The organism is Micromonospora sp. NPDC048839 (assembly GCF_040649915.1).
Taxonomy (GTDB): domain Bacteria; phylum Actinomycetota; class Actinomycetes; order Mycobacteriales; family Micromonosporaceae; genus Micromonospora.
Genome location: NZ_JBEZGL010000015.1, coordinates 47,090 through 73,190 on the forward strand (window position 1 = coordinate 47,090; position 26,101 = coordinate 73,190).

The following is a 26,101-nucleotide window of genomic DNA, read 5'->3' on the forward strand; positions in this document are numbered from 1 at the left end:
TGAGCCGGGGTTGCGAGCCCCGCAGTCGCGAACAGGAGGCTCACCGTGAGTCGCGAGGAGTGAGCCGGGGTTGCGAGCCCCGCAGTCGCGAACAGGAGGCTCACCGTGAGTCGCGAGGAGTGAGCCGGGGTTGCGAGCCCCGCAGTCGCGAACAGGCAAACGCGTGACCCTGGCGGTCTGCGCGGACGTCGGTTCCACGTACACGAAGGTGGCGGTGGTGGACCTGGCCGCCGGTGTGCTGGTCGGCGCGGCGGCGGCGCCGACCACGGTGGGCACCGACGTGCTGCACGGCTTGGACGCCGCGGTCGCGGCGGCCACCGCCGGGCTGGGGGTGCGCGACGTGCCGTGGTACGTGTGCTCGTCGGCCGGTGGTGGGCTGCGGCTGGCCGTGGTCGGCTACGAGCCGCTGGTCACCGCGCAGGCGGGCCGGCGGGTCGGGTTGTCCGCCGGCGCGCACGTGGTGCACGTGGCGGCCGGTCGGCTCGGCGCGGCGGACCTGGCGGCGATGCGGGCGGCCCGACCGGACGTGGTGCTGCTCGTCGGTGGCACCGACGGCGGTGACGCCGAGACGGTCACCCACAACGCGACCCGGCTGGCCCGCGCCCGCTGGCGGGTCCCGGTGGTGTACGCGGGCAACGCCGACGTGCGCGCCGAGCTGACCGGGTTGCTGGAGGCCGCCGGGGTGCCGGTGACCGGCGCGGAGAACGTCCTGCCCCGCATCGGGGTGCTCGCCCCGGGGTCGGCGCGGGCGGCGATCCGCGCGGTGTTCCTGCGCCACGTCATCGGGGGTAAACGACTGTCGAGGGGCACCCGGTTCGCGCGGCTGGTCCGCGCGGCCACCCCGGACGCGGTGCTCACGGGTGTGGAGGTGCTCGCCGACACCCTCGGCGGTGACCTCGCCGTGGTCGACGTGGGTGGGGCCACCACCGACGTGTACTCGGTGCTCACCCCCGACGAGCGGGCCAGCGGGCCGGCGCGGCAGGTCGCCGGGAACCTGTGGCGGGCCCGCACCGTGGAGGGTGACCTGGGCATGCGGTGGAGTGCGCCCGGGGTGGTGCGGGCCGCCGTCGAGGAGCGGCTGCTCACCCCGGACGAGGCCGACGACCTGGGTGCCGCCGCGGCGGGTCGGGCCGCCGACCCGGCGTTTCTGGCCGTCGACGACGTCGAGCGGGCCGTGGACCGGCGGATCGCCACCCTCGCGGCGACGGTGGCGTTGCGCCGGCACGCCCGTGGGGCCGCCACCGGTGAACGGGCCGGCCGGGACCTGCGCGACGTGCGGTTGCTGGTGGGTTCGGGTGGGGTGTTGCGGCACGCCTCGGCGGACACGTCTGCCCAGGTGTTGGCGGCGGTGCTGGCCGACCACGGCGGCGGGTGGGCGTTGCCGCGGGCCGCCGCCGCGGTCGTCGACACCGAGTACGTGCTGGCCGCCGGGGGGTTGCTCGCCGAGGAGCACCGGGCGGCGGCGGGGGCGCTGTTACGCCACCATCTGCGCACGCATTGAGACTCGCCGACCCGACACGCCGTGTCGCAACACACGACAGGCCGGGGGTGGGTTGACAACCGACGGGGGTCGGCACGTACCGTCTTTGAGTCCTACCACGGGAAGCGGCTGTTGTTCGCTTCGTCCTCTCGTCCGCTGGCCGAGCGACATTTTTGAGCGTCATCGTCGCGGCGGCCAGGTCCAGCGGGCGGGGGTCGGCGGGGCGGCGCGAACCGGCCGCGGTTACCGGTGTACGGGCAGGGTGAGGTGCACGGCCAGTAGACAACGGCCCGGCGGGGGCAGCCAGTCCACGTCCGGTCGGTCCGAAGGTCGTCGTACCCCATCCTCGCCACACCGGCCGGGAAGGGCCTGGGAGCATCGGGGCGCGGCGTGAGCCGCGCCCCGATTTCATGTCCGCTGGGCGGTGTGTGCCCGCCGGCCCGATGCGGTCGGTTCGCAGGCCAGCCAGGTAGCCTTCGCCCCGTGATCGAGGTGAAGCGGTGACGATTCTGGACCGGGACGACACCCACAGCCCGGCCGCGCCGAGTCGGCCGGTCGGGACCGGCCGGCCGCTGCCGCTGCGGGTGGCCGTGCCCCTGGCCGTGGCCGCCGGGCTGGCCCTGCTGGTGGCGTTCCCCCCGTACGGGGTGTGGCCGCTCGCGCCGGTCGGGGTGGCGTTGCTGGCCGCCGCCGCGCACCGGCGGCGGTTGCGCGCCGGCGCCGGCCTGGGCTTCCTGACCGGGGTGGCGTTGTTCGGCCCGTTGTTGGCCTGGACGAACCTGCACACCGGTTACCTGCCGTGGGTGCTGCTGTCGTTGCTGCAGGCCGGTTACCTGGCGCTGCTGGGCGTGGCCACCGCCTGGGTGTCGCCGCTGGCCGACCGGGTCCGCTGGGCGTGGCCGGTGCTGACCGGGCTGCTGTGGGTGGGGCAGGAGGCGCTGCGCGACCGCACCCCGTTCGGTGGGTTCCCGTGGGGGCGGTTGGCGTTCAGTCAGGACACCTCCCCGCTGCTGCGCCTGGCCGCGCTGGGCGGCGCGCCGCTGGTGACCTTCACGACGGCGCTCGTCGGCGGGTTGCTGGTCACCGCCGTGTGGCGGGGCTGGGCTGCCGCCCGTACCCCCACCTCGCCCGCTGAGGGCTCCCCGGACGCCGACGGCGCGCAGGGGGTGACGTCGGCTCGCCGGTGGGCGCCGGTGGCCGTACCGGCCGTTGTGGCCCTCGCGCTGACCGCTGGGGGCCTGCTCGTGCCGGTCGCCACCGCCGGGTCGGGCGCCACGGTCACCGTGGCGATCGTGCAGGGCAACGTGCCGCGCCTGGGTCTGGACTTCAACGCCCAACGGCAGGCGGTGCTCAACAACCACGTCGACGCCACCATCGAGCTGGCCGGGCGGGTCGCCGCCGGTCAGGAACGTCACCCCGACCTGGTGGTGTGGCCGGAGAACTCCAGCGACATCGACCCGCTGCGCAACCCCACGGCCGGCGCGCGGATCTCCCAGGCCGCCGACACCATCGGCGCGCCGATCCTCGTCGGGGCGGTGCTGCTGGGCCCCGGCCCCGGGCAGGTCCGCAACGCGGGCATCCTGTGGCGTCCCGGCTCCGGCGCCGACCTGGACCAGCTGTACACCAAGCGCCACCCCGTGCCGTTCGCCGAGTACGTGCCGCTGCGCGACATCGCCCGGATGGTCAGCAAGCAGGTCGACCTGATCCGCAGCGACTTCGTGCCCGGAAGCACCCCGGGCGTGGTACGCGCCGGCCCGGCCGTGCTCGGTGACGTCATCTGCTTCGAGGTCGCCTACGACCACGTGGTCCGCGACACCGTCGACGGCGGCGCGCAGCTGCTGGTCGTGCAGACCAACAACGCCACCTTCGACGTGGCGGAGGCCCGCCAGCAGATGGCCATGGTGCGGCTGCGGGCGGTGGAGCACGGCCGACCGGCGTTGATGGCGTCCACGGTCGGCGTGTCCGGGTTCGTCGCACCCGACGGGCGGGTAAGCGATGCCACCGGGTTCAACACCCGGGAGGTCGTGGTGCGGCAGTTGCGGCTCGACGACGGACGTACCCTCGCCACCCGCCTCGGCTGGTGGCCGGAGGTGACGCTCGCCGCGCTGGCCGTGGCGGCCCTGGTCGGCGCGGCGGTGCTGCGCCGGCGGCAGCGGGTCATGCCCGGGTAGCAACAGCCGGTACGCCGGCGGGAGCGGAGGAACCATGATCCAGGCGACCGATACGATCCGACGCCCGGACGAGGTGCCGGGCGTGGGCCGGGTGCTGGTGGTGATCCCCACCTACAACGAGGCCGCCAACATCGCGTCGATCGTCGGGCGGGTCCGACGTGCCGTCCCGGCGGTGCGGATCCTCATCGCCGACGACAACAGCCCCGACGGCACCGGCGCGATCGCCGACGACCTGGCCGACGGCGACGCGCACGTGCAGGTGTTGCACCGCCAGGGCAAGCAGGGCCTCGGCGCGGCGTACCTGGCGGGGTTCGGGTGGGCGCGTGAGCGCGACTACCAGGCGGTCGTGGAGATGGACGCCGACGGCTCGCACGCGCCGGAGGACCTGCCGGCGCTGCTCGACGCCGCCCGCGACGCCGACGTGGTGATCGGATCACGCTGGACCAGCGGCGCGCGGGTGCTCAACTGGCCGCTGCGGCGGCTGCTGCTGTCGCGCGGCGGCAACCTGTACGCGCGCCTCGCCCTGGGCATGCCCGTGTCGGACGCCACCGGCGGTTACCGGGTGTACCGGATCAGCGCGTTGGACGCCATCGACCTGGGGTCGGTGACGTCGCAGGGGTACTCGTTCCAGGTGGAGCTGTCCCGGCTGGCGCACCGGGCCGGGGTGCGGATCGTGGAGGTGCCGATCACCTTCGCCGAACGGGAACACGGGGACAGCAAGATGAGCCCCCGGATCGTGGCCGAGGCGCTGTGGCGGATCACCGCCTGGGGTGTGCAGGACCGGCGGCAGGCGGTACGCCGTGGCCTGCACGGCACCTCCACCGGTCAGGCGCGGTGGCCGTGAGGCGCCGCAGGCGCGGTGGCCGTGAGGCGCCGCAGGCGCGGTGGCCGTGAGCGCGGCCGTGTCATGCTGGATGAGCGGGACACGTCCATGGTGTCGCGGGAATGGCGATGAGGTGAGATGCGCCGAGGACTGAGGTTCGTGCCGTTGGCCCTGTTGCTGGCGGTGGTGCTGGAGTTGGCGGTGTTCGTCGGAGTCGGGCGGGCGCTGGGGTTCGGGGCGGCGGTGCTGCTGGTGTTCGCCGCGTCCCTGCTGGGCCTGGTGCTGCTGCGCCGGGAGGGGATGCGCGCCTGGCGTGGTTTCCGCTCCGCCGCGGCGGCCGGGCAACCACCGGGTGGGCAGGTGACCGACGGGCTCGTCGGTTTGGGCGGCGCCCTGTTGCTGGCGGCGCCGGGGCTGGTCAGCGGGCTGATCGGGTTGCTGCTGCTGGTGCCTCCGGTGCGTCGACTGGCCCGCGCCGGGGTGCGACGCGCCACCGAGCGGCGGGTGTCGTCGATGGTCGCCGGTGACCTGTTCGGCCCCCGCACGGTCCGGGTGCGCCAGGGTGCGCCGCAACCGGCCCCGCAGCCGCAGCAGCCGGTGGTCGTCGACGGCGGTCGGGCCATCGAGGGCGAGATCATCGAGCCCGGTCGCCAGTAGGCCGAGGACCGCACGCGGACACGACGGCGCCCCCGGGATGATCCCGGGGGCGCCGTGTGTCGTGCGGATCAGGCGCGGCCGCGGCGGGTCCGAACCTCCTGCAGACGCTCCTCGAGGATGTCCTCGAGCTCGGCGATCGAACGCCGCTCCAGCAGCATGTCCCAGTGGGTACGCGGCGGCTTGGCCTTCTTCTGCTCCGGCTCGTTGCCGTCGACGAGTCGGGCGACGCTGCCGTCGAACTTGCATTCCCAGGTCATCGGGACCTCGGCGTCGACGGCGAACGGCACCTCGAACTGATGGCCCTTGGCGCAGAGGTACTCGCGGGTCTGACGCGGCGCGAGCTCCGTGTTGCGGTCGGATTCGTAGCTCACCGCGCCAAGGCGGCTTCCGCGCAGCATACGCTCGCCCATGATCGACTTCCCCTCGTTCGTGGTGCTGGTCTTCTGGGTGTAACGGCGCGTTCCCGTCGAGCCATTCCCGCCCGAGGGCGTGAGGCGTCCACGGGTGGGGCCGCGACCAAGGGTAGCCGGCCGGGACGCGCACCCGGCCGGGTGATCCCCAGGCCTGTCGCAACGGGGGTGTGGATCCGCTGCCACCGGGGAGGTTAACCGCCCGGGGGCGGCGGAAGTTGCGCCCCCGGGCGGCTCAACCGGTCGTCGGCACCGAGCCGAGTCGGGCCAGCGCCGCCGCCAGGTCGCTGACCTGGTCACCGAGCTGCGCCACCCGCTGCTGAGCCAGGTCCCGGCCACCAACGGCCGCGTCGAGTCGTACCGTCAGGGCGGTGACCTGGCTCTCGGCGGTGACCGCCGCCTGCCGGGCCGCGGTCAGCTCGGCGGTGAGCGTGTCGCGCTGGGCTTCGGTGGCCGCCAGTTCCGCGCGCAGCCGTGCCGCCACCTGCGCGACCTCCTGCCGGGCGTCGTCGACCTGGCGGGCGGTGACCTGGGCGCGCTCGCGGGCCCGGTCGGCCTGCTCCCGCGCCCGCGTCGCGTCGGCGGCCTCGGCGCGGGCGCGCGCGGCGTCGGCGCGGGCCTGCTCGATCTGGCGGCGCACGTCCTGTACCTCGGCCTGCCACCGGCCGGCCCGTTCGGTCGCGTCGGCGGCGACCCGGATGGCCCGTTCGGCGTCGGCGCGGACCGCGTCGCGTTCAGCGGTCAGGTCGGCCACCCGCTGCCGCTCGGCGTCGCGGTGCGTGCGCAGGTCCCGCACCTCGGCGCGGGCCTGGTCCCGGTCGTGTTCGGCCTGGGCGCGCAACGCCTCGGCGGCGCTGACGTCGTGGCGGGCCTGGTCGCGGGCCGCCTCGGCGTGCCGCGCCCGCTCGTCGGCAGCGGTGGCCTGCTGGTGCGCCCGCTCGGTGGCCTCGGTGGCCTGCTCGGCGCGTCGCCGGGCCTCGTCGGCGTCGGCGAGAGCCGTGCGGGCCTGCTCCCGGGCCCGCGCCGCGTCGGCGGCGGCGGTCTCGGCGTCGTCGCGGGCCTCGTCACGTTCGGTCTGCGCCGCCGCGACCTCGGTGGCGGCCTCCGCGCGAGCCTGGGCGATCTGGCGCTGCACACCCACCGGGGACAACTCGGCGTGCAGGGACTCGGTCAACGTCTCGACGATCTGGTCGAGGCGGTCCACCGCCTCCCAGGTGCGGGCCACCTGCCCCGGCAGGCCGGGGGCGTTGCGGTGGCGCATCCGGCTGTTGCGGGAGGCGCGCTGGCAGGCGCCGTCGTTGTCCCGGCAGTACCGAAACGGTCGGCCCGCGCCGACGCGCTGCGGCACCGGCAGTCCACAGTGGGCACACGGACGGGTCTCGGTGGTGGTGGGCTGGGCGTCCATCGAGGTGGCAGTCTAGTGCCGGGCGGCGGCGCCCGGCGCACCGCGCCGGGGGTCAGCTCGCGGCGCGGGCGCTCGCGTCCAGGGTGTAGCGGCGTTGCAGCAGCAGCGCCGCGAGCATCGCCACCGCCGGCAGCACCCCGAAGCCGTAGCGGACCGCCGCCAGCGCCGCGTCCGGCTGCGTCGGCGACTCACCGGCCGTCGAGGCCACGAAACCGCCGACGGCCAGGCACAGCGCGTACGCGTACGGACCCAGGGCCGCGCCGGTGGCCTCGGTGGCCGTCCACACCCCGGTGTAGGTGCCGGCACCTGTCGTCGCGGCGGTACCGGTGCTGTCGGCGGCCGCTGCGCGGTCGCTCGCGGCGGCGCGGATCACGTCGGGCAGCATCGAGAAGGGCAGCAGTTGCATGCCGGCGAACGCCACCCCGAGCACCGCCACCGCGCCGATCAGCGCCGGCAGCCCGGCCGGGCGACCCACCGCGAGCACCAGCGACCCGAGGGCGAACGCCCCCTGCGCGCCGAGCAACGCCCGCTGCTTGCCGACCCGGCGGGCCACCACCAGCCAGATCGGGGTCACCAGCAGCGCCGGCGCCACGAACGCGGCCACCAGCACCGTGGTCAGACCGGGCGCGCGCAACTCGTACTCGGCGTAGTAGGGCACCCCGGCGAGCACCAGGTGGGTGGCGGTGGACATGGCCAGGTACGCGGTCACCAACCAGCGGAACTGTCGGTCGCGCAGCGCGGTGCGCAGCGCCCGCCACCCGCCGTGCCCCGCTCGCGTGGGGTCCGCCGCGCCGCCGCGCAGCCGGGCGATGCCGGCGACACCGACGAGCATGGCGGCCAGCATGCCGACGGCGAGGACCAATCCCATCCGCTGGTAGCCGCCCCGGGTCGCGGCGTCGCCGCCGGTGAGCAGCGGGGCCAGCAGTCCGGAGAGCAGGATCCCCAGGGTCAGCACGACCATCCGGAACGCCATCAGCCGGGTGCGTTCGTGGTAGCCGATCCGCAGGTCGGCCGGGGTGGCCAGGTAGGGGACCTGGTAGGCGGCGAAGAGCAGGTTGCCGGCGACGAAGAACACCGCCACCCACGCGGCCGCCGGCACGCCGGTCAGCCCGCCGGGCACCGCGAAGAGCGCGGCGAACGCGACCGGCAGGGCACAGCCGAGCAGCAGCAGGCGACGCCTGTCGCCCCGGCGGGTCTGCTCGACGTCGGCGCGGTGCCCCACCCAGGGGTGCAGCAGTACGTCGGCGATCTTCGGCAGCAGCAGCGCGAGGCCGGCCAGCCACGGCCCGACCGCCAGCACGTCGGTGAGGAAGTACAGCAGCAGCAGGCCGGGAACTGTCACCCAGACACCCATGCCGAGCGAGCCGGCCGCGAAGGCCGCCAGGGGGCCACGGGCAAGCGTCGCGTCGGTGGCGGCCACGGGCCGCCGGTCGAGCCCGGTCATCGCCGCATCCCCTCGGTAATCCAACGGTTGCTGGATTCTAGGGGCAGAATGGCGGCCATGACCATGCCCCGCCGCCGTCCCGGTCGGCCCCGCCGCGACGAGACCCGGCCGACCCGCGAGGTGGTCCTCACCGCGGCGACCGCGCTGTTCGCCGAGCGTGGCTTCGACGCCGTCGGGCTGCGGGAGGTCGCCGCCGCCGCCGGGGTCGACGTCGCCACGGTCGCGCACCACACGGGTACGAAGGCGGCGCTCTACGACGCCTGCTTCGCCCGGGTCTTCGCCGCCGAGCAGGAGGTGCTCACCCGCGCCGCCGAGCAGACCCGCGCGGCCCTCGGCGCGGGTCCGGACGCCTCCCGACGTGCGCTGCACGACCTGGTCGACGTCTTCGTCGACTTCCTGGAGGACCGCCCGGAGACCACCGCGCTGTGGCTGCGCCGCTGGCTGGAACCGCAGCGGCACGCCGAGCTCGACAAGCGGTACGCTGAGCCGTTGTACCGGCTGATCGCGGAGCTGCTCACCGCCGCCGCGGCGGCCGGGACGCTGGCCGAGCCGACCCCGCACATCACCGTCCGCAGCCTGGTGTGGGCGACCCACGGACACGTGGTGGCGCTGGCCGCGGGTGCGCCGGGCGCTCGGGAGCGGCGCGAGTTCCGCGCGTTCGTGCATCGCCTGCTCGACGGACTGTACGGATCGTCGACCCCTTGACGCGTCGCCGCCGCGCGACGATTATCCAGCAGACGTTGGATTAAATGGGGGCGGCGATGGGTGTACCACCGAGGGTGGCGGTGATCGGCGCTGGCGCGGCCGGGCTCGCCGCCGTCAAGGCACTGCGCGACGCCGCGGTGCCGGTGATCGGCTTCGAGGCCGCCGACCAGGTCGGTGGCCTCTGGGTGTACGGGGCGCCAGACTCGCCCGCGTACCGCACGCTGCACCTGAACACCAGCCGGGGGCGCACCCAGTTCGCCGACCACCCGATGCCCGGCGACTGGCCCGACTACCCCGACCACCGCCGGGTCGCCGGTTACCTGACCGACTACGCCGACCGTTTCGGGCTGGGCGAGGACGTCCGGCTGCGCCACACCGTCGAGCAGGTCACCCGGGACTCCGCCGGCACCTGGACGGTGACCGCTCGCGGGCCGGACGGGCCGGTCGAGGTCACCGTCGACGCCGTGGTCGTCGCCAACGGGCACAACCGGGTGCCCCGGCTGCCCGCCCCCGCGTACCCCGGCACCTGCACGGCCGAGCAGATCCACAGCCACGACTACCGGGGCCCGGAGCAGTTGGCCGGCAGGCGGGTCCTCGTCGTCGGCGGCGGCAACTCCGCGATGGACATCGCCGTGGACGCCTCGTACGCCGCCACCCGCACCCTGCTGTCGTTGCGCCGGGGTGTCTGGGTGGTGCCGAAGTACCTGCTGGGCCGCCCCTCGGACACCCTCAACGGCGCGCTGGCCCGCCGACTGCCGTGGCGGCTGCGCCAACGCATCAGCCAGACGATGCTCAGCGCCACCGTCGGCAGCCCGGCCCGCTACGGGCTGCCCGCGCCGACGCACGGTTTCCTGCAGGACCACCCGACGCTCTCCGACGGGCTGCTGTCGCGGCTGACCCACGGCGACGTCGAGGCCCGACCCGGCGTCGCCGCCCTCGACGGCGACCGGGTCGAGTTCACCGACGGCCGCAGCGACAGTGTCGACCTGATCGTCTGGTGCACCGGCTACCGGGTGGAGATCCCGTTTCTCGACCCGGCGCTGCTCGGCGGTGGCGCCGACACCCTGCCGCTGTACCGGCACGTGTTCCACACCGACGCCCCCGGCCTGACCTTCGTCGGCCTGATGCAGTCCACCGGGTCCGCGTTCCCCCTGGTGGAGGCGCAGGCCAAGCTGATCGCCGCGCAGCTCGCCGGCCGGTACGCGCTGCCGGACCCGGACCGGCAGCGGGCCACGTGCCGGGCCGAGTTGCGGGCCGCGACCGCCCGGTGGGGCCAGCGCCGCCCGGCGATGCGCGTGGACTTCGACGCCTACCTGGCCGACCTGGCCCGCGAGTTGACCGCCGGCACCCGCCGCGCCCGATCCGGCGCGGCGTCCTCGGTCGGGGTGCAACAGTGAGGGATCGGCGGGTCAGCGCGCTGACGGGCCGTCGGGTGCTGCTGACCGGCGCGAGCGGAACCTTCGGCCGGCATCTCGGCGCGGCGTTCACCGCCGCTGGCGCTCACGTGGTGGGTCTCGACCTGCACGCGCGCCCCGACGGCGACCTGCCGGTGCTCGGCTGCGACCTGACCGACCCGGACGCCGTGGCACCGGCGGTACGAGCCGCTGTCGACCGGCTCGGCGGGCTGGACCTGCTGATCAACAACGCCGGTGTCGGTGGTCCCGCCCCCGCCGAGTTGCCGCCCGACGAGGTGGTCCGCCGACAACTGGAGGTCAACCTGCTCGCCGCCTGGCGGACCACCGCCGCGGCGCTGCCACCGCTGCTCGCCGCTCGCGGGCGTGTCATCTTCGTGGCCAGTCGGATGGCGGTGCTGCCCCTGCCGCTCGCCGCCGCCTACGGTGTCAGCAAACGGGCTCTGGTCGCGTACGCCGACGCGCTGCGCCACGAGGTGGGCACACACGTCGGGGTGAGCGTGGTCTACCCGAGCATGGTCGTCTCACCCATCCACCACAGCACCGCCGAGGCCGGCCTGTCCCTGCGGGGGGTGTCCCGCCCCGAGCCCGTCGAGGGGGTGGTCGCGGCGATCCTGCGTACCGCCACGGCCCGGCGGGCACCCCGCGACGTGGCGACCACGACGCGCGGTCGGCTGGAGTTGGCCGTCGGCCGGCACGCGCCCGCGCTCGCCGATCGGCTGGTCCGTCGTACCCTCGCCGCCCGGCTCGCCGCCGGTGACCTGGACGCCGCGCCGCTGGCCGCCGGGATGGTCCGCCGCCACCACGGGCGGTGACCGTCTCGGTCCGGGCGTGGCCCTCGGTGTCCGTCGCGGAAGTGGGCAGCGACCGTCCGGTCAGGGCGTGGCGACCGCCGCGCGGGAGCGGTCGGCGGCGATCCGGACGGCAAGCGCGGCCAGGGCCGTCCCGGTCACCCACCGCTGCACCCGCAGCCACCCCGGTCGGCGGGCGAAGAACCCGGCCAACGAGCCGGCGCTGAGCACGATCAGCGTGTTCACGATCAGCGCGACGGTGATCTGGGTCAGGCCCAGCAGCAGACTCTGCATCGCCACCTGCCCGCGCGCCGGGTCGATGAACTGGGGCAGCACCGACACGTAGAGGATCGCGATCTTCGGGTTCAGCAGGTTGGTGATCAGACCCATGGTGAACAGCCGCCGGGGCGGGTCCGGCGGCAGCGGCGTCGGCGTGAACGGTGAGTGCCCACCCGGGCGCAGCGTCTGCCAGGCCAGCCAGAGCAGGTAACCGGCCCCGGCCAACTTCACCACCGCGTACAGGGTCGGCACCAGCACGAAGACGGTGGCCAGACCGGCGACCGCCGCCGCCAGGTACACCCCGAAGCCGGCGGCCACCCCGAGCAGTGAGACCAGGCCAGCCCGGCGGCCCTGGGCCACCGAGCGGGACACCAGGTAGACCATGTTCGGACCGGGCGTGAGGACCAGCCCCAACGCCACAAGCGCGATGCCCAGCAGTGCCCCCGTGCTCACCACGATGATTCCCCCGTTCGTCAGCCCGCACCGACCGTAGGCGGGGGCGACCGTGTCGACCGAGGGCCACCTGGCAGGTCGTGGCCCTCGATTCGGACACCTGGGCCGAAACCACCTCGGCCCGACGCCGGCGGGAATGGTCACCGTGGCGGGCGCGCTGACCCCCTACGAGCGCGCGTCGCCGGGCGGAGGCGGCGCGTTACGGTGGCCGGGGGAGGTGCCGCAGAGTGACCGATGCGTGGGAAGCGGCCGTGGAGGCGCAGATCCGGGGAGCCGTGCAACGCGGCGAGTTCGACGGCCTGCCCGGCATGGGCAAGCCGATTCCCGGCCGGGGAGCACCGTACGACGAGTCGTGGTGGATCAAGAGCTTCCTGGAACGGGAGGCACTGCCCAGCGACCTGCTCCTGCCCACCCCGCTGCAACTGCGCCGACGTGTCGAGCAGGTCCCCGACGAGGTCCGCGACCTGCCCACCGAACAGGCCGTACGTGACTTCGTGGGTCAGTTGAACACGCAGATCGTGGCGTGGCTGCGCAACCCCGACGGCCCCCGCGTGGCGGTACGTCCGGTGAACGCCGACGAGGTGGTACGCCGCTGGCGCGCCGAGCACGCACCGCCCAGCCTCCCGGCGCCGACGACCGACCCGGTGACCGTCGTCGCGCCACGCCGGCCGCGTCGCGCCTGGTGGTTGCCGTGGCGCCACCGGTCACGCTGACCCGTCTGCTCGGCCGTGACCGACACCGGCAGACTGTGCGGATGGTGATCGATCCACGGACGTCCGTCATCTCCTCGGAGCCGGGCCTGGCGCTGCGCCCCTGGGCGGACGACGATCTGGACGCCCTGCTGGACGCGTACCGGGACCCGGTGCTGCGTCGGTGGACCCGGCTGCCGGTGACCAACCCGGCCGAGGGCCGGCAGTGGCTGGAGCGGGTGCGAGAGGATTGGGACGCCGGTCGGCGGTACAGCTTCGCGGTCGTCGAGGACGACGTGGACGGTCCGCGACTGGTGGCGAACGTGGTGCTCAAGAGGGTCAGCGCGGATTGGCCCGCGCCCGAGGTGGGTTACTGGACGGCGGCGTGGGCGCGCGGGCGCGGCGTCGCTCCGCGGGCGGTCACCGCGCTCAGCAGGTGGGCGTTCGACCAGTTCCCCGCGCTGGAGCGCCTCGACCTGCTGCACCAGGTGGACAACGTGGCGTCCTGCCGGGTGGCGCAGAAGAGCGGCTATGTGTTCCAGGAGGTGCTGCCGGCCCGGCCGCCGTTTCCGCTGGACGGTCACCGGCACTCGCTGAGCGTCGGCTAGCGGTCAGCTGACCGCCGCTTGCCACGTCCACGAGGTGCGTCGTGCCCGGCCGGGCAGGTCACCGCGGCCGGTCATCCACAGCAGGACCTGGGGCGCGACCCCGTCCGGGGCGTCCGGGAAGAGTCGCCGCAGCACTGCCGCGCTCAACCGCTGCGGCGGCTGCCAGGGCACACCGAGACCGACGGTGATGTCGTGGGTGTGCAGCAGCGTCTCGGCCACGCCCATCGCGGCGAAGCCGGCCGGGTCACAGGGACCGTAGTGCCAGGCCCGCGCGTCCGGCGCGGCGGCGTCGACGGCGGCGGCGAGCAGCCCGGCGCACGCCCGGGCCACGGTGAGGGTCTGCGCCGGGCTCGCGTCGGGGGAGACCCGCAGGTCGTACGGCAGGTAGCCGTCCTCCGGGCGGCCGGTGACCTGGCCGGCGTACCCGAGCAGGTCGTGCGCGACGTGCGCGGCGGTGGTCCAGCAGCTCCAGGTCAGCGGGCCGGCCGGCACCGACCAGTCGCGCTCGCGGTGCGGGTGCAACACCCGGGTCATCTCGTCGGCCGCTTCGAGCAGCTCGACGCCGGTCACCGCTGACATTCGTCGACCTGCCGGACCGCATCGGAAGGCGTGGGAATTTCGTCGTGAGCAAGGAGATTCGTCGCATGCAAGAATCCATTCTTGCACGCGGGGAGGCGAGCGGAGTGTTGCCCAACCTGCTGGTGGACACGACGGTGTTGGCACCGGCGGACAGGTTCGAATTCTGGCGTGCCCTGGTCGCCCAGGAGACAGCGCCGGCGCACATCAGCAGTGCCCAGTTGGACAACTTCGTCGCGTACGCCCAGGCGATCGATCTCGGTCCCATCCGGCTGACCTCGCTGCGGTACCCGTCGCTGGACTCGACCCGGCCCGCCCAACTGGTCCGCAGAGCCGAGGCGGACGTGTATCAGCTCGCCCTACCTCTGGCGGGCCGCAGCGTGTTGACTCAGGACCGCAACGAGTCCGCGTTCGAAGCCGGGAATCACTTCACGCTGCTGGACGCCGCGCGGCCGCACGTGGCCCGGCACAGCGCTGACGGCTCCGGTCTCGCCGCCACGATCACTGTGCAGATACCCCACGCGGCGCTACCTTTCACGCCGGACCTGCTGCGCCGTCTGCTGGCCATGACGATGCCGTCGCACCTCGGCGTCGGCGGGTTGTTGGCCAACCACCTCCGGAGCGTCGCGGCGCACCCGGAGCAGTATGGGCAGGCTGACGCCGAGGTCCTGGGCCGTGTGGCACTCGACCTGCTCACCGCCATGCTCGCTCAGCACCTCGACGTCGAGGGCACCCTGTCACCGGAGGCCCGGCGCACCGCACTGCGCGCCCGCGTCGTCGATTTCATCGATCGCCATCTCGGCAGTGCTGAGCTCAGCCCTCGTAGCGTCGCCGCCGCCCACCACATCTCGCTGCGGTCGCTGCACCGTCTGTTCGAGGGGGAGACGACGACGGCGGCCGAACTGATCCGCGCCAAGCGTCTGGAACAGTGCCGGCGTGATCTCGGGAATCCGCTGCACCTACGGCAACCGGTTCATGCCATAGCCGCTCGGTGGGGGTTTGCGGACAAGGCCCACTTCAGCCGCCTGTTCCGTGCTCGCTTCGGACGTTCACCGCAGGCATACCGGGCCGCCGCCGCCCACCAGCGCTCTCGTTCGTAAATTTCAGCTGCCTGCCAAAATCTTGCATGTCGATGTTGATTTTCGTAGGCTGCCCTGGTGATCGATCAGCCCCTGGTTCAGGCGAGGCAGTTGACCAAGGTCTATCCACCGCGCGGGTCCACAGCGGAGTTCCGCGCGGTCGACGGCATCGACTTCGAGGTCCAGCGGGGGGAGTCCTTCGGGCTGCTCGGCCCCAACGGCGCCGGCAAGTCCACCACCATGCGGATGATCGCCGCGACGTCGCCGGTCAGCGGCGGCACCCTGCGGGTGCTCGGCCTGGACCCGGCGCGGCAGGGGCCGGAGATCCGCGCCCGGCTGGGCGTCGTCACCCAGGACGACTACCTGGACAACGAGCTGACCGTCCGGGAGAACCTGCACATCTACGGGCGGTACTTCAGCCTGCCCCGGGCCGTCATCCGGGACCGTGCGATCCGACTGCTGGACTTCGCCCAGCTTCAGGAGAAGGCCGGCGACCAGGTGGAGACGCTCTCCGGTGGTATGCGCCGCCGGCTGACCATCGCCCGTTCCCTGATCAACGAGCCCGAGATCCTGCTCCTCGACGAGCCCACCACCGGCCTCGACCCGCAGGCCCGGCACATCCTGTGGGACCGGCTCTTCCAGCTCAAGCAGGAGGGCGTCACGCTCATCCTCACCACCCACTACATGGACGAGGCCGAGCAGCTCTGCGACCGGCTCATCGTCGTCGACCACGGCCGGATCGTCGCGCAGGGCTCCCCCCGGGACCTGATCACCAGGTACGCCACCCGAGAGGTCCTCGAACTGCGGTTCCGCCTCGACGACCGGGACACCGCAACGGAGAAGCTCCGGACGTCGGCCCTGGCCACCGGCGGCAACGACACCGACGGCCGCGTCGAGTCGCTTCCCGACCGGGTGCTCGTCTACACCGCCGACGGTGAGGCCGCCCTCGCCGCGGTGCACGCCATGTCGCTCACGCCACTCACCGCCCTGGTTCGTCGCGCGACGTTGGAGGACGTGTTCCTCACGCTCACCGGCCGATCGCTCATCGAGTAGCAGGGGAGACCACGGTGCTGCACGCATTCGGATACTGGATGGTCCGCTACCGACGCACCTGGCGTGGCTCGATCGTGATCAACGTGCTGAACCCGCTGCTGTTCCTCATCGGTATCGGCGCCGGCCTGGGTGCCCTCGTCGACGACAACGCGCCGGCCCAGATCGCCGGCGTCTCCTACGCGGCGTTCTTCGCCCCGGGCATGCTGGCCGCCGCGGCGATGCAGAACGCGTTCCTGGAAGGATCCGCCGGAGTCGCCCGGGCCGCGGGTTTCGGGGCGTACCGGAGCGCCACCCCGACGCCACTGGGCCCGGAGCAACTCGCCGCCGGGCACCTGCTCTTCATCACCTTCCGGGTGCTCATCGCCAGCGGCGCCTTCATCGTGGTGATGGCCGCGTTCGGGTTGGTCGGGGGCTGGTGGGCGCTCGGCGCCCTGCTCGGCGCGACACTGACCGGGGTCGCGTTCGCGGCGCCGGCCGCCGCGTGGGCGGTCGGGGTACGCAAGCTGCGCCACATCGACACGGTGTTCCGCTTCGTCATCATGCCGCTCTACATGTTCTCCGGCACGTTCTTCGCCATCTCGCAGCTGCCGGAGTGGATCCGCCCGGTGTCCTACCTGCTGCCGCTGTGGCACGGGGTGGAGCTGTGCCGCACCCTCAGCCTCGGCACCGCGACGATCACCGGCAGTTCCGTCCACATCGCCTACCTGCTGACGCTGGCCGTCGGCGGCTTCCTGGTCGCTCGGGTCACCTACCGGCGACGGCTGCACCCGTGACGGCCCACCCCCCGAGCCCCGTGGAGACAGCATGAGCACCGTCGTGGTCGTACCGGCCTGGACGAGACGTCGCGCGTTCGCGCTCGTCGAACGCAACTTCATGATCTACCGTCGGTCGGTCACGCCGCTGCTCAACGCACTCGTCGAACCGATCCTGTACCTGCTGTCGATCGGCGTCGGCGTCGGGATGCTCGTCGGCGCCGTACCCGGGGTGCAGGTCCCGTACGCCGTCTACGTGGCCCCGGCGATCCTGGCCACGACCGCGATGAACACCGCGTTCAACCAGACCAGCTTCGGTGTCTTCGCCCGGATGAGGATCGAGAAGACCTACCAGGCGATCCTGCCGACGCCGCTGTCCGTCACCGACATCGCCGTCGGCGAGGTCACCAGTGCGATGATCAACGCGTTGCTCACGTCGATCGGGTTCCTCGTCCTCATGGCGGTCGGTGGGCTGGTCACCTCGGCCTGGGTGCTGCTGGCCCTACCCGCGTCGCTGCTGATCGCGTACGCGTTCGCCGCGGGCGGGCTGGCCGTCACGACGTACCTGCGCGACTTCCCGGACTTCCAGTACATCCAGCTCTTCATGCTGCCGATGTACCTGTTCGCGACGACGTTCTACCCCCTGTCGGTCTATCCGGAGGCGGTGCGACCCCTGATCCAGGCGCTGCCGCTCTACCACAGCATCGAGCTGGTCCGCGAACCGGCATTGGGTCGGCTCGGTTGGGACCTGCTGATCCCGGTGGTCTACCTGCTCGCGTTCGGCTCGATCGCGATGACCGTGGCGACCCGCCGTATGACCCGGATGATGCTGCGTTGACGGTGCGGCCGGGTCGGGTCGGCCTCGCCGACAGTCAGCGCCGAGCGTCGGTCGGGTCGTCTGCGGCGAAGTCGCGGACGGCGGCGCGGATCGCCTCGCCGTACGGGTCGTCGGACAGGTGCGCCAGGTGTTCGCCGGCCCGAGCCAGGTGCTCCCGGGCCTGGGCGGGGTTGCCCAGACGCCGGTGGCAGTCGGCCAGGTTGAGATACAGCGACGGCAGGAACGCCTGGACCTGGAGCGAGGACAGGTAGCGCTGGGCGCGTTCGTCGGTCAGGTCGGACACGGCGGCCAGGGCGCGCTCGTCCCAGATCAGCTCCGCCTCGATGGTGTCCTGGAGATCGGCGAGGTAGTGGGCGAGGGTGCAGCGGTGGAAGGCGTCGCCGGTGGGGCCGATCTCGTCCCACAACGCGGTGAGAGCGTCGCGGGCGGGACCCTTCCGCCCTGACCGGCCGAGCTGCACCGCCTCGCCGATACGGGTCATTGTCGGGTCGGGTGTCGGGTGGGCGTCCATGCCGGCAATGCTCGGGCCTCGACCCGGTTGAGGGTCAAATCAGCTGCGCCCTGGTCGATCTCGGTTGCGGTCCGCGCCAGCACCCGGGCACGCTTGCCGGATGCCCGCAGCCAACGCGTACCACGACCAGGCCGGTGACGTCTTCGCGGCGCACGCCGCCGACGGTCCGCACAACGCCTACACGGACCGGCCGGCCATGCTGACGCTCGCCGGCGACGTCGCCGGTCTTCGGATCCTGGACGCCGGCTGCGGCGGTGGGCACTACGCGGCCGAGTTGGTCGACCGGGGAGCCCAGGTGGTGGCGGTGGACGGCAGCGCGACGCTGGTCCGGCACGCCCGGGCACTGCTCGGCGATCGCGCCGAGATCCAGCAGCACGACCTGGACGCCCCGCTGGAGTTCGCGGCCGACTCGTCGTTCGACGGAGTCGTCTGCGCGCTGGTGTTGCAACACCTGACCGACCGGGCCCGGTTCCTCGGCGAGGTGCGGCGAGTGCTGCGGCCGGGCGGCTGGTTCCTGCTGTCGACGACACATCCGACGTCGGACTGGCGGTACTTCGGCGAATCGTTCTTCGACGAGAGCTGGGTCGAGTTCCCGGTGGCCGACGGGATCACCATGCGCTTCCAGCGGATGACCATCGAGTCCCTGGTGACCGAGGTGCTCGACGCCGGGTTCGTGCTGGAACGGCTGGTCGAGCCGCAGGCGGTCGAGACGCTGCGCGCCGTCAACCCGGAGCGCTACGAGCGGCTGACCGAGCGCCCGAGCTTCGTCGCCCTGCGCCTACGCCGCCCCTGACGACGCGCACCGCAGCTGGCGGTACCCGCGACCCGTTACACCGACCACGCGGATCAACGAGTGGCGGCGTTCGTCCGGGCTGCCCATCCCTCACGCACGGCCGCAGCCGCCTGGTTCAACTCCTGACGGTCCCGAACTCGCCAATCCGCATCGATCCGGAAGCTGTCACCGACGAAGCGCGGGAACACATGCAGATGGAGATGAAAAACCTCCTGGAAAGCAGCTTCCCCGTCGGCCAGGAAGAGATTGACGCCCTCACACCGCAACTCGGACCGGCGGAGCGCCAGCGCTAGTTGCTGGGCCACCGTCCACACCCGCACGCCGTCGCCCTCGGCCAGATCTTCCATCCCCACGGCATGGGCCCGCGGCACGACCAACAGATGCCCCGGCGTCACGGGCTGCACATCCATGAAGGCGACCACACCATCGTCCTCATAGACGATGCTGGCCTCCGCCTCGCCACGAACGATCGCACAGAAGATGCAATCGCCTGGGCCCGCACCCGCCGGACTTCCGTTCCTCGCCATGATCAGAACGTAACGGTGTCTGCCCGAACCGCAATCCAATTTACGATGGTTCGCTTACCCGACCCGACCAGTCGGCCCTGTCGTGACGCTGGTCAGCGCCTCGACCAGGGGCAGGGGATTGACGTAGTCGCGATAGGACAGAATCCGGCCATTGCGGACTCGGATGACCGCGATCACCGTCTGCTTGAACGGCTGGGCGGTGGCGACGAGGCTGCCGTACGCCTCGTACTCCACGATGACGACCTCGGGGTCGGCGGTCTCGTGCAGCACCACGTTGCGGTATTCGTCGAACGTGACGAAGCTGCCGGCTGTCTCCGTGAGATGACGGCGAATCTCCGCACGCCCTCGTAGCCGACCGGGCACGCCGGCCGGTCGGTAGGGCCACTCGATGTATCCGTCCGGCGACATCAACGCCACGAACGCGTCGATGTCGACCTCGCGGCCGGCCCGCAGCACCATCTCGACGACCGTGCGGGACGAGGTTGTCATCGCGACCTCCTGGCCAGCATTGGTTGAACAAGCGTTGATTGAACCAGCGTAGAACGAACAAGGGGGCCGGTCAACAACCGTAGAATGACCAGGTGACCGAACCGAGCCCGCGGTTGACTCGAGCCCAGCAGCGCCGCCATACCGAAGAGAGCATCCTGACGGCGGCCCGGCAGATGTTCGCCGAACTCGGCTACGAGCGCACCACGATCCGTGCCGTGGCCAGGGCGGCCGGGGTCGACGCCGGCCTGGTGATGCACTACTACGGCACCAAGGACAACCTCTTCTCCCGGGCCGCCGAACTGCCCGCCGACGACCTGCCGGCCGGCGATCTGCCCGGCGGCGGCGGTGAAGAGATCGTCGAAGTCCTGCTCGCGTCGCTCGCCAGCCGCCTGGTCGGCGAACCGGTCGCCTCACTGGCGGTCCTGCGTTCCATGCTCACCAACAGCGACGCCGCCGAGCGGTACCGGGCCGCCGCCGAGCCCCAGCTCAGCCAGATCACCACCGCGATTCCGACCGAGGACGCCGAACTGCGCGCCAGCCTGCTCAGCGCAATCGTCCACGGCGTGATCATCGAGCGTTACCTGCTTCGACTCGGCCGACTCGCGGACGCCTCACCCGAGGAGATCATCGAGCTACTTCGTCCGTGCTTCCAGACGTTGGCCACGGCCGAGATGCCGCCGTCGTCGGTCCGGCCCGCCGGCGCGAGGTGAGCCGCGACCCGGTGGGGCACGCACGGCACCGCGCGGGGTAGCTGGTCGGCGGCCCGATCGACGGTACGAAGGACGAGGCCGGGCCGTCGACTGAGCTGCGCCCTCAGGCCTGGGCGGCGATGGCCGTGAGCACCGTACGGACGGACGTCGGACGGTGACCGATGAGGGCCTCCAGTGTCGGGTCGGTGACGGCGAACTCGCCACGGCGAGCCGCGCGGTACATGCCGAGGGTGAAGTCGGCTGCCGCCGCGGGCATGCCACGGGCGATGGCGGTGGCCCGCCACTGGTCGTCATCCACGACGACACGCCTGATGGTGCGGCCCGTCACGGTGCTGAGGATGCCCGCCACCGCCTCGAGGTCGAGCATCTCCGGCGCGGTGAGCGGGGCCGTGACCCCGTCGAGTACGCCGTCCTCGGCGAGGGCGACGGCCGCGGCCTCGGCGAGGTCGGCATGTGCCGTCCAGGACACCGGACCGTCCGCTGGCGCCACGAGCTGTCCGGTGTCGAGGGCCGTGCCGATGGCGAAGCTGAGCGTGCTCGCGTAGAAGCCGTTGCGCAGGGCGGTGAAGGGAACACCCAGTCCGGCCAGGTGCTCCTCGGTCTCGGCATGCGTGTGCTGGGCGGGGAAGAGCGAATCCTCGGCCGCCGCCTGGTGGCTGGTGTACAGCACGCGCTTGGCCCCGACGGCGTGGGCGGCGTCGATGGCGGCGCGGTTCGCGGTGATCGCGCCGGCGCCGCGAATGGCGGCGGACACGACCAGGACCTTGTCGGCGCCCTCGAAGGCGTGTCGCAGCGTGGTCGGGTCGGTGAAGTCTCCGGCGCGGACCCGTACGCCGCGCGCGGCGAGACCCGCCGCCTTGGTCACGTCCCGCACGCTGACGCCCACGGTGTCGGCGGGCACCCGCTCGAGCAGCCGATCGACGATCTGGGAGCCGAGCTGACCGGTGGCACCGGTGATGACGAACATGATGAGCACTCCCTGTTATCGGCGATATCGTCGCAACGTTAGCAGTGATAGTTCGAGGATAACAAGTTTCTGTTAGCATTGATTCATGACTGCGGCGCAGGACACGACATCCCGAGACGACGTGCGGCAGGGCATCGTCACGGCAGCCAGCCAACTGCTGCGGGAGAAGGGCGCGAGCGCGGTGACAACGCGAGCCGTCGCCCAGGCGGCCGGTGTGCAGGCGCCCACCATCTACCGCCTCTTCGGTGACAAGGACGGCCTGATCGATGCCGTCGCGGAACACGTCATGGCCACCTACGTCGCCGCCAAATCCGCCGTGGTGCAGGCCGCCGAAGGAGATCCGGTAGCGGACCTGCGGCTCGGATGGCGGGTGCATATCGAGTTCGGCCTGGCGAACCCCGAGTTGTACGCCCTCATCGGCACTCGGGATACCGGCAGGCCGTCGCCGGCGACGGCTGCCGGCATCGAGGTGCTGCGCACCCGCGTGCGGCGACTGGCCGCGGCCGGCCTGCTGGGCGTCGACGAGCGGCGCGCACTCATGATGATCCACGCCGCCGGCAACGGAACCATCCTCGCCCTCCTGGCGACACCTCCGCAGGAGCGCGACAGTGGTCTGGGTGACGCCATGTTCGACGCCGTGCTCAGCAGCATCCTCGTGAGCGCTCCGGCGACGCCCGACACCACAGTGCGCGCGGTGGCGGTCACCTTCGCCACGGTGGTGCCCGACCTTCCGGGGCTCACCGACGCCGAACGCGCGCTCATGACGGAGTGGCTCCGCCGATCGTTGACCGCCTGACCGCGCCGCGCGGGGCCACCGCCGGTAGTCCGTTTCGGAGGGAAAAACACTGGACGCGCTGGTGCGCGGACCGTAGTTTGCGGCTGACCGTGACACCGCCCGAGGAGGTGAGACCCATGACCGCTGTATCGATATGGGTGCTCCCCCTTCCGTCACGGCCGGGCGATTGACGTAGGTGTCGCCGGGAGCGCCTCGCCACCAAGGCACTCTCGAAGGGCAACACCTATGCGCTCTCCGCAATTCACCAGTGAGCAGCCGTCCGACGGTCGGGCCGGCCGCGCGCCCCTCACCTTCGACGTGATCATCGCCGGGTGTGGGCCGACCGGAGCCATGCTGGCCGCCGAACTACGGCTGCACGAGGTGCGGGTACTCGTCCTGGAAAAGGAAACCGAACCCGCGTCGTTCGTCCGCATCGTCGGTCTGCACATGCGCAGTCTCGAGCTGATGGCGATGCGCGGACTGCTGGATCGGGTCCTCCCGCACGGGCGGCGGCGTCCGGCTGCCGGCTTCTTCGCCGCCATCGCCAAACCCGCGCCGAAGGGCCTGGACTCCGCGTACGCCTATCTGCTGGGAATCCCGCAGCCGGTCATCGTGAACGTGCTCGAAGAACGCGCGCTCGAACTGGGTGCGCAGGTACGGCACGGGTGCGCGGTCGCCGACGTGCGGCAGGACGACGAGGGCGTGACAGTCCTGCTGGCCGACGGGGAACGGTTGCGGTCGCGCTACCTCGTCGGCTGCGACGGCGGGCGCAGCACCGTACGCAAACTGCTCGGTGTCGGCTTCCCCGGTGAGCCCGCACGCACCGAGACGCTGATGGGTGAGATGAAGGTGGGCATGCCCCCGGAGGAGGTCGCCGCCACGGTGACCGCACTCGGCGAGGCCCCACAACGGTTCTGGCTCAGGCCCTTCGGGGGAGGGGTCTACAGCGTGCTGGTCCCCGCGGCGGGAGTAAGCGACCGCACGGAACCACCCACCCTTGAGGACTTCCAACAACAGTTGCGCAGCATCGCCGGAACCGATTTCGGCGTCCACTCTCCGCGCTGGTTGTCCCGCTTCGGCGATGCCACGCGCCTCGCCGAACGTTATCGGGTCGGGAGGGTGCTCCTCGCCGGCGACGCGGCGCACATCCATCCACCCATCGGCGGCCAGGGCCTCAACCTGGGCGTCCAGGACGCGGTCAACCTGGGCTGGAAACTGGCTGGGCGGATCCGCGGCTGGGCGCCGGACGCGCTGCTGGACACCTACCAGGCCGAACGCCGTCCGGTCGCCGAGGACGTGTTGGACAACACCCGCGCCCAGACGGAGTTGCTGTCCACCGAACCGGGTCCACGGGCCGTGCGCAGGCTGCTCAGCGAGCTGATGGACTTCGACGAGGTCAACCGCTACCTGCTGGAGAAGATCACCGCAGTCGCCATCCGCTACGACTTCGGCGCGGGTCCCGATCTGCTCGGACGCCGTCTGGGCGACGTCGCCGTGAAACAGGGCAATCTCTACGGTCTGCTGCATCGCGGTCGCGGCCTGCTGCTGGACCGCACCGAACGCCTGACCGTCGGCGGCTGGTCAGACCGGGTCGACCACCTCGCCGATCCCACCGCGGCGCTGGACGTGCCTGGTGTCCTGCTGCGCCCCGATGGGCACGTCGCCTGGATCGGCGACGACCAGGAAAGCCTGGACGATCATCTTTCCCGCTGGTTCGGCACGTTTACCCACTGACGTCGCTTCTTGATCGACTCGATCGACACCGGGCAGACTGATCGCATGACAGGTCTGACCGCCGAGCTCGTGGTCGATGGTCGTGCCCCGCAGAGCCCGGCGCTCGCCCCGGACGGGCGCCGGCTCTGCTACGTCCTCGCTCCGATGAGCCGCACCGGGGACCGCCTCGACACCGAACTCTGGCTCGTCGACACCGATGGCGCCGTCGCGTCGCGCCGGGCGACCGACGACACCGCGACCGAGTCCCAACCACGCTGGTCTTCCGACTCGGCGACCCTGTTCTTCCTGTCCGACCGCGCCGTCCGTGGCACCCCGCAGCTACACGCGCTCAACCTCTCCGACGGCACGTTGACCACGGTGACCAGCTGGCGCACCGGCGTCATCGACCATCTGCCGCTCGACGACCCCACCCTGGTCGCTCTGCTCGCCGAGGACGAACCCACCGGGCCGGACGCGCGCCGCGCCCGGAACCGCGACGACGCCATCGTCGTCGGCGAGCGCGAACCGTGTGCCCGGTTGCGTCTGCTCGACCTGCGCACCGGCCGGATCACCACCCCGAACGTGTTCGCTGACCGGCACGTCGTGGAACTGCGGCAACGTCCCGGCGGCGGGCCACTTGCCGTGCTGACCAGGGCCAGCGCCGACAACGACCACGGTCCGCGCAGCGGACAACTGCACCTGCTCGACCCCACCACCGGAACCGTGGAGGACCTCGGGCCGGTCGGGGTCGATGCACAATCGCTGGCCTGGTGGCCGGGCGAGGACGGCTGGCACCTCGGACACCTCGCGCTCACCCCACCGGGTCTGCAGGCCGGCACCGCCGTGTTCGACCTGGCCGTGGACAGCCGCGTCCTGCGCAACCGCACGGCTGGTCTTCCGATGTGCCCCACCGAACTCTGCCAGACCGGCGCCGCGCCGTTGGTGGTGTGCGCCGACGGCCTGAACACGACCCTGGCCCGGCTCGACCCCACCGGCCTCACGACCCTGTCGCAGCACCCCGGACGCCTCGATAACCTCACCACCACCCCTGCCGGTGCGGTAGTCGCCGTCCTCACCGGCACCCGCCATCAGCCGCCGAACGTCCATGTCGGACCGCCAACCGGGGCGCTGCGAAGGATCACCAATACCCGCCCGGAACTGGACGGCATCGCACTCGGCACGCAACAACCGCTGGCCTACCGGGCCGCCGACGGCCTCGACCTGGACGGCCTGCTCGTCCTGCCGGTCGGAAGAACCGCAGCGCAGGGTCCGTTCCCGCTCATCACGATCGTGCACGGCGGCCCGTACGACCGCTACGCCGATCGGTGCCAGTTGTTCTGGTTCCCCAGCGCGCAGTGGCTGGCCGCCGCCGGCTACGCCGTGTTGTTGCCCAACCCGCGCGGTGGTCAGGGCCACGGCCACGGCTTCGCCGCCAGCGTCGCCGGCCGGGTCGGACAGCAGGAGTGGACGGACATCCTGACCGGCATCGACCTGCTCGTCGCCGAGGGCATCGCCGACTCGGATCGACTGGGCATCGCCGGCTGGAGTCACGGCGGCTTCATGTCCGCCTGGGCCGTCGGCCAGACCGACCGTTTCCGCGCCGCGTTGGTCGGCGCCGGCGTCGTCGACTGGGGCATGCTCGCCGCGACCGGGGACAACGGCCAGTTCGAAGCCGCGCTCGGTGGCAGCACCGGCTGGTCCGGCATCGGACCACACCCACACGACGCGGTCAGCCCGATCTCCTTCGCCAGCCACATCCGCACTCCGGTGCTCATCCTGCACGGCGCCGAGGACACGAACGTTCCCCTCGGACAGGCCGTGTACCTGCATCGTGCGTTGCGCCACTTCGACGTCGAGCACGAGTTCGTGATCTACCCGAGAGAGGGCCACTCGATCCGGGAACGCCACCACCAGATCGACGTCCTGCATCGGACCCGCGCGTGGTTCGATCGCTGGCTGCGGCCCTGACCGGGGCACGTGGACCTGTCAGT

General features: G+C 72.3%; 27 protein-coding genes. 18 read left to right on the top strand and 9 right to left on the bottom strand.

Annotation, left to right across the window (positions count from 1 at the left end):
- Positions 1–163: 163 nt before the first annotated feature.
- The 4 genes from AB0C25_RS25380 (at position 164) to AB0C25_RS25395 (ending at position 5,131) form a co-directional block, all read left to right on the top strand.
- Positions 164–1,501 (top strand): glutamate mutase L, encoded by a 1,338-nt coding sequence (locus AB0C25_RS25380; RefSeq protein WP_357376725.1) that lies wholly within the window; start codon positions 164–166, stop codon positions 1,499–1,501.
- Positions 1,502–2,052: 551 nt separating this feature from the next.
- Complete coding sequence (lnt, locus tag AB0C25_RS25385) at positions 2,053–3,651, top strand: apolipoprotein N-acyltransferase (RefSeq protein ID WP_357376840.1); 1,599 nt, start codon at positions 2,053–2,055, stop codon at positions 3,649–3,651.
- Positions 3,652–3,685: 34 nt separating this feature from the next.
- On the top strand, positions 3,686–4,495 hold the full coding sequence (locus tag AB0C25_RS25390; protein WP_357376726.1) for a polyprenol monophosphomannose synthase: 810 nt from the start codon (positions 3,686–3,688) through the stop codon (positions 4,493–4,495).
- Between the two features lie 117 nt (positions 4,496–4,612).
- Positions 4,613–5,131 carry an FxsA family protein gene (locus AB0C25_RS25395; RefSeq protein WP_357249499.1) on the top strand — a complete coding sequence of 173 codons (519 nt, stop codon included), beginning with the start codon at positions 4,613–4,615 and terminating at the stop codon, positions 5,129–5,131.
- Between the two features lie 68 nt (positions 5,132–5,199).
- On the opposite strand, the gene AB0C25_RS25400 is transcribed toward AB0C25_RS25395, so the two are convergent.
- The 3 genes from AB0C25_RS25400 to AB0C25_RS25410 all read right to left on the bottom strand — a co-directional run bounded on the left by AB0C25_RS25400 (position 5,200) and on the right by AB0C25_RS25410 (position 8,390).
- Positions 5,200–5,541, bottom strand: coding sequence for an RNA polymerase-binding protein RbpA (locus tag AB0C25_RS25400; RefSeq protein WP_030489777.1), 342 nt, complete (start codon positions 5,539–5,541; stop codon positions 5,200–5,202).
- Between the two features lie 235 nt (positions 5,542–5,776).
- Positions 5,777–6,946: a hypothetical protein gene (locus AB0C25_RS25405; protein WP_357376727.1), complete on the bottom strand. Its 1,170-nt coding sequence runs from the start codon at positions 6,944–6,946 to the stop codon at positions 5,777–5,779.
- 52 nt (positions 6,947–6,998) lie between these two features.
- Positions 6,999–8,390 carry an MFS transporter gene (locus AB0C25_RS25410; protein ID WP_357376728.1) on the bottom strand — a complete coding sequence of 464 codons (1,392 nt, stop codon included), beginning with the start codon at positions 8,388–8,390 and terminating at the stop codon, positions 6,999–7,001.
- Positions 8,391–8,447: 57 nt separating this feature from the next.
- On the opposite strand from AB0C25_RS25410, the gene AB0C25_RS25415 reads away from it, so the two are divergent.
- The 3 genes from AB0C25_RS25415 to AB0C25_RS25425 are packed head-to-tail and all read left to right on the top strand — an operon-like array spanning position 8,448 to position 11,322.
- Entirely contained in the window at positions 8,448–9,095 is a 648-nt protein-coding gene (locus tag AB0C25_RS25415; protein ID WP_357376729.1) for a TetR/AcrR family transcriptional regulator, read from the top strand.
- Positions 9,096–9,151: 56 nt separating this feature from the next.
- Positions 9,152–10,492: an NAD(P)-binding domain-containing protein gene (locus AB0C25_RS25420; RefSeq protein ID WP_357376730.1), complete on the top strand. Its 1,341-nt coding sequence runs from the start codon at positions 9,152–9,154 to the stop codon at positions 10,490–10,492.
- Positions 10,489–11,322, top strand: a complete 834-nt coding sequence (locus AB0C25_RS25425) for an SDR family NAD(P)-dependent oxidoreductase (RefSeq protein ID WP_357376731.1) — start codon at positions 10,489–10,491, stop codon at positions 11,320–11,322. The genes AB0C25_RS25420 and AB0C25_RS25425 overlap by 4 nt, the downstream gene beginning before the upstream one ends.
- A 60-nt stretch (positions 11,323–11,382) precedes the next feature.
- Here the strand turns inward: AB0C25_RS25425 and AB0C25_RS25430 are convergent, their stop codons facing one another.
- Positions 11,383–12,033 (bottom strand): LysE family translocator, encoded by a 651-nt coding sequence (locus tag AB0C25_RS25430; RefSeq protein ID WP_357376732.1) that lies wholly within the window; start codon positions 12,031–12,033, stop codon positions 11,383–11,385.
- 224 nt (positions 12,034–12,257) lie between these two features.
- Between AB0C25_RS25430 and AB0C25_RS25435 the strand changes: the two genes are divergently transcribed.
- Positions 12,258–12,743: a DUF1992 domain-containing protein gene (locus tag AB0C25_RS25435; protein WP_357376733.1), complete on the top strand. Its 486-nt coding sequence runs from the start codon at positions 12,258–12,260 to the stop codon at positions 12,741–12,743.
- Positions 12,744–12,784: 41 nt separating this feature from the next.
- On the top strand, positions 12,785–13,327 hold the full coding sequence (locus AB0C25_RS25440) for a GNAT family N-acetyltransferase (RefSeq protein ID WP_357376734.1): 543 nt from the start codon (positions 12,785–12,787) through the stop codon (positions 13,325–13,327).
- Positions 13,328–13,330: 3 nt separating this feature from the next.
- On the opposite strand, the gene AB0C25_RS25445 is transcribed toward AB0C25_RS25440, so the two are convergent.
- Positions 13,331–13,906: a maleylpyruvate isomerase N-terminal domain-containing protein gene (locus tag AB0C25_RS25445; protein WP_357376735.1), complete on the bottom strand. Its 576-nt coding sequence runs from the start codon at positions 13,904–13,906 to the stop codon at positions 13,331–13,333.
- A gap of 65 nt (positions 13,907–13,971) precedes the next feature.
- On the opposite strand from AB0C25_RS25445, the gene AB0C25_RS25450 reads away from it, so the two are divergent.
- The 4 genes from AB0C25_RS25450 (at position 13,972) to AB0C25_RS25465 (ending at position 17,625) form a co-directional block, all read left to right on the top strand.
- Positions 13,972–15,003 carry a helix-turn-helix domain-containing protein gene (locus AB0C25_RS25450; RefSeq protein WP_357376736.1) on the top strand — a complete coding sequence of 344 codons (1,032 nt, stop codon included), beginning with the start codon at positions 13,972–13,974 and terminating at the stop codon, positions 15,001–15,003.
- Positions 15,004–15,093: 90 nt separating this feature from the next.
- A complete protein-coding gene (locus tag AB0C25_RS25455) occupies positions 15,094–16,035 on the top strand; it encodes an ABC transporter ATP-binding protein (RefSeq protein ID WP_357376841.1) in 942 nt (313 codons plus the stop codon).
- A 14-nt stretch (positions 16,036–16,049) separates the two neighbouring features.
- Positions 16,050–16,808 (top strand): ABC transporter permease, encoded by a 759-nt coding sequence (locus AB0C25_RS25460; RefSeq protein WP_357376737.1) that lies wholly within the window; start codon positions 16,050–16,052, stop codon positions 16,806–16,808.
- A 31-nt stretch (positions 16,809–16,839) separates the two neighbouring features.
- Complete coding sequence (locus AB0C25_RS25465; RefSeq protein WP_357376738.1) at positions 16,840–17,625, top strand: ABC transporter permease; 786 nt, start codon at positions 16,840–16,842, stop codon at positions 17,623–17,625.
- 34 nt (positions 17,626–17,659) lie between these two features.
- Here the strand turns inward: AB0C25_RS25465 and AB0C25_RS25470 are convergent, their stop codons facing one another.
- Entirely contained in the window at positions 17,660–18,136 is a 477-nt protein-coding gene (locus AB0C25_RS25470; protein ID WP_357376739.1) for a hypothetical protein, read from the bottom strand.
- Positions 18,137–18,236: 100 nt separating this feature from the next.
- Here AB0C25_RS25470 and AB0C25_RS25475 point away from each other — a divergent pair, with 100 nt between their 5' ends.
- The gene (locus AB0C25_RS25475; protein ID WP_357376740.1) at positions 18,237–18,929 is read left to right on the top strand and encodes a class I SAM-dependent methyltransferase; all 693 of its coding nucleotides are present in this window, start codon (positions 18,237–18,239) and stop codon (positions 18,927–18,929) included.
- A gap of 53 nt (positions 18,930–18,982) precedes the next feature.
- Here AB0C25_RS25475 and AB0C25_RS25480 read toward each other — a convergent pair whose 3' ends face one another.
- Both AB0C25_RS25480 and AB0C25_RS25485 read right to left on the bottom strand, forming a co-directional pair.
- Entirely contained in the window at positions 18,983–19,456 is a 474-nt protein-coding gene (locus tag AB0C25_RS25480; RefSeq protein WP_357376741.1) for an HIT family protein, read from the bottom strand.
- A gap of 54 nt (positions 19,457–19,510) precedes the next feature.
- Complete coding sequence (locus tag AB0C25_RS25485; protein ID WP_357376742.1) at positions 19,511–19,945, bottom strand: nuclear transport factor 2 family protein; 435 nt, start codon at positions 19,943–19,945, stop codon at positions 19,511–19,513.
- Positions 19,946–20,037: 92 nt separating this feature from the next.
- On the opposite strand from AB0C25_RS25485, the gene AB0C25_RS25490 reads away from it, so the two are divergent.
- Positions 20,038–20,655, top strand: a complete 618-nt coding sequence (locus AB0C25_RS25490) for a TetR family transcriptional regulator (protein WP_357376743.1) — start codon at positions 20,038–20,040, stop codon at positions 20,653–20,655.
- A gap of 103 nt (positions 20,656–20,758) precedes the next feature.
- Here AB0C25_RS25490 and AB0C25_RS25495 read toward each other — a convergent pair whose 3' ends face one another.
- Positions 20,759–21,622 (bottom strand): NmrA family NAD(P)-binding protein, encoded by an 864-nt coding sequence (locus AB0C25_RS25495; RefSeq protein WP_357376744.1) that lies wholly within the window; start codon positions 21,620–21,622, stop codon positions 20,759–20,761.
- A gap of 85 nt (positions 21,623–21,707) precedes the next feature.
- Between AB0C25_RS25495 and AB0C25_RS25500 the strand changes: the two genes are divergently transcribed.
- From AB0C25_RS25500 to AB0C25_RS25510, 3 genes are all read left to right on the top strand, one after another.
- The gene (locus AB0C25_RS25500; RefSeq protein ID WP_357376745.1) at positions 21,708–22,418 is read left to right on the top strand and encodes a TetR/AcrR family transcriptional regulator; all 711 of its coding nucleotides are present in this window, start codon (positions 21,708–21,710) and stop codon (positions 22,416–22,418) included.
- Between the two features lie 225 nt (positions 22,419–22,643).
- Positions 22,644–24,131 carry a rifampin monooxygenase gene (gene rox / locus AB0C25_RS25505; protein WP_357376746.1) on the top strand — a complete coding sequence of 496 codons (1,488 nt, stop codon included), beginning with the start codon at positions 22,644–22,646 and terminating at the stop codon, positions 24,129–24,131.
- 45 nt (positions 24,132–24,176) lie between these two features.
- Positions 24,177–26,078, top strand: coding sequence for a prolyl oligopeptidase family serine peptidase (locus AB0C25_RS25510; protein WP_357376747.1), 1,902 nt, complete (start codon positions 24,177–24,179; stop codon positions 26,076–26,078).
- The last annotated feature ends 23 nt before the right edge of the window (positions 26,079–26,101 follow it).